At 77.0% G+C, this 1,264-nt stretch carries 1 protein-coding gene; it reads left to right on the plus strand.

The annotated features are described in order from the left end of the window. The coding region (locus BGO15_RS10655; protein ID WP_286748260.1) for a DNA-3-methyladenine glycosylase 2 at positions 1 to 1,252 on the plus strand (1,252 nt) is incomplete at its 5' end. Between the last annotated feature and the right edge of the window lie 12 nt (positions 1,253 to 1,264).

Consider the following 1,264-nt stretch of genomic DNA (forward strand, 5'->3'; position numbering starts at 1 on the left):
GCGCCTCATCGCCGACGGCGTCGTCGAGCGCGAGGGCGTGCCGGGCCTGGCCCGGCGTCTCGGCTACTCGTCTCGTCACCTCGGCCGCATCCTCACCACGGAGCTCGGCGCCGGCCCGCTCGCCCTCGCCCGCGCGCATCGGGCTCACACGGCGCGCCTGCTCCTGGTGGGCACCGACCTCCCGGCCGCCGACGTGGCGTTCTCGGCCGGCTTCGCGAGCATCCGTCAGTTCAACGAGACGGTGCGCGAGGTGTTCGGGATGACGCCGCTCGAGCTGCGTGCACGGCGGAGGGCGCCGCACGCGGCGTGGACGACGGACCCGGGGGCCATCGACCTGGTGCTCGCGCACCGAGGTCCTCTCGACGCGGCGGGTCTGTTCGCGTGGATGTCGGCGCGTGCCCTGCCGGGCGTCGAGGTCGCGACCGCGTCGTCCTATGCGCGCACGCTGTCGCTCCCCGGCGGCCCCGCCTGGTTCCGGATCCGCGCCGAGGGCACCCGGATCCGCCTGGAGTCGCGACTCACCCGCATGAGCGATCTGCCGTCGCTCGTCGCGCGGGCGCGGCGGCTGTTCGATCTCGACGCCGACCCGACTGCGATCGACGACGCGCTCGCACGTCAGCCCGAGCTGGCGGCCGCGGTCGCGGGCACCCCCGGCATCAGGGTGCCGGGGGCCGTCGATCCGTCCGAGATGCTCGTGCGCGCGATGGTCGGCCAGCAGGTGTCCGTCGCCTCCGCCCGCACCGCGCTGTCGCACCTCGCCGCCGTCCTCGGTGCGGAGGTCCCCGAGCACGAGGGGACCGATCGCCTCTTCCCCTCGATGGCGGCGATCGCCGAACGCGGGCACGAGGTCCTGCGCGGCCCCGCGGCCCGCATCCGGGCGATCACCGGCGCGGCCGCGGCGATCGCGGGCGGCGACCTCGACCTCAGCGCGGGCGACGACGGCATCGCCCAGCGCGCGGCCCTCCTGGCGCTCCCCGGGGTCGGCCCGTGGACCGCGGACTACGTGCGGATGCGGGTGACGGGCGATCCCGACGTCGTCCTCCCTGGCGACGTCGCCGCCCGGGCGGGCGCGGCGGCCCTCGGCATCCCCGCCGACCCGGCCGGACTCGTCGCGTGGGCCGCCCGTGTGGCGCCGTGGCGCAGCTACCTCACCGCGCACCTGTGGCACGCGGCACCGGCGCGCCCGGCACGCGCGCGCCCCGCCCCCGCCCCGATCCCGAACCAGACCCCGACCGAGGAGCAGATCCGATGACCGCGATCGTCC

Origin of the sequence: Microbacterium sp. 71-23, assembly GCF_001897265.1 — a bacterium.
GTDB lineage: Bacteria > Actinomycetota > Actinomycetes > Actinomycetales > Microbacteriaceae > Microbacterium > Microbacterium ginsengisoli.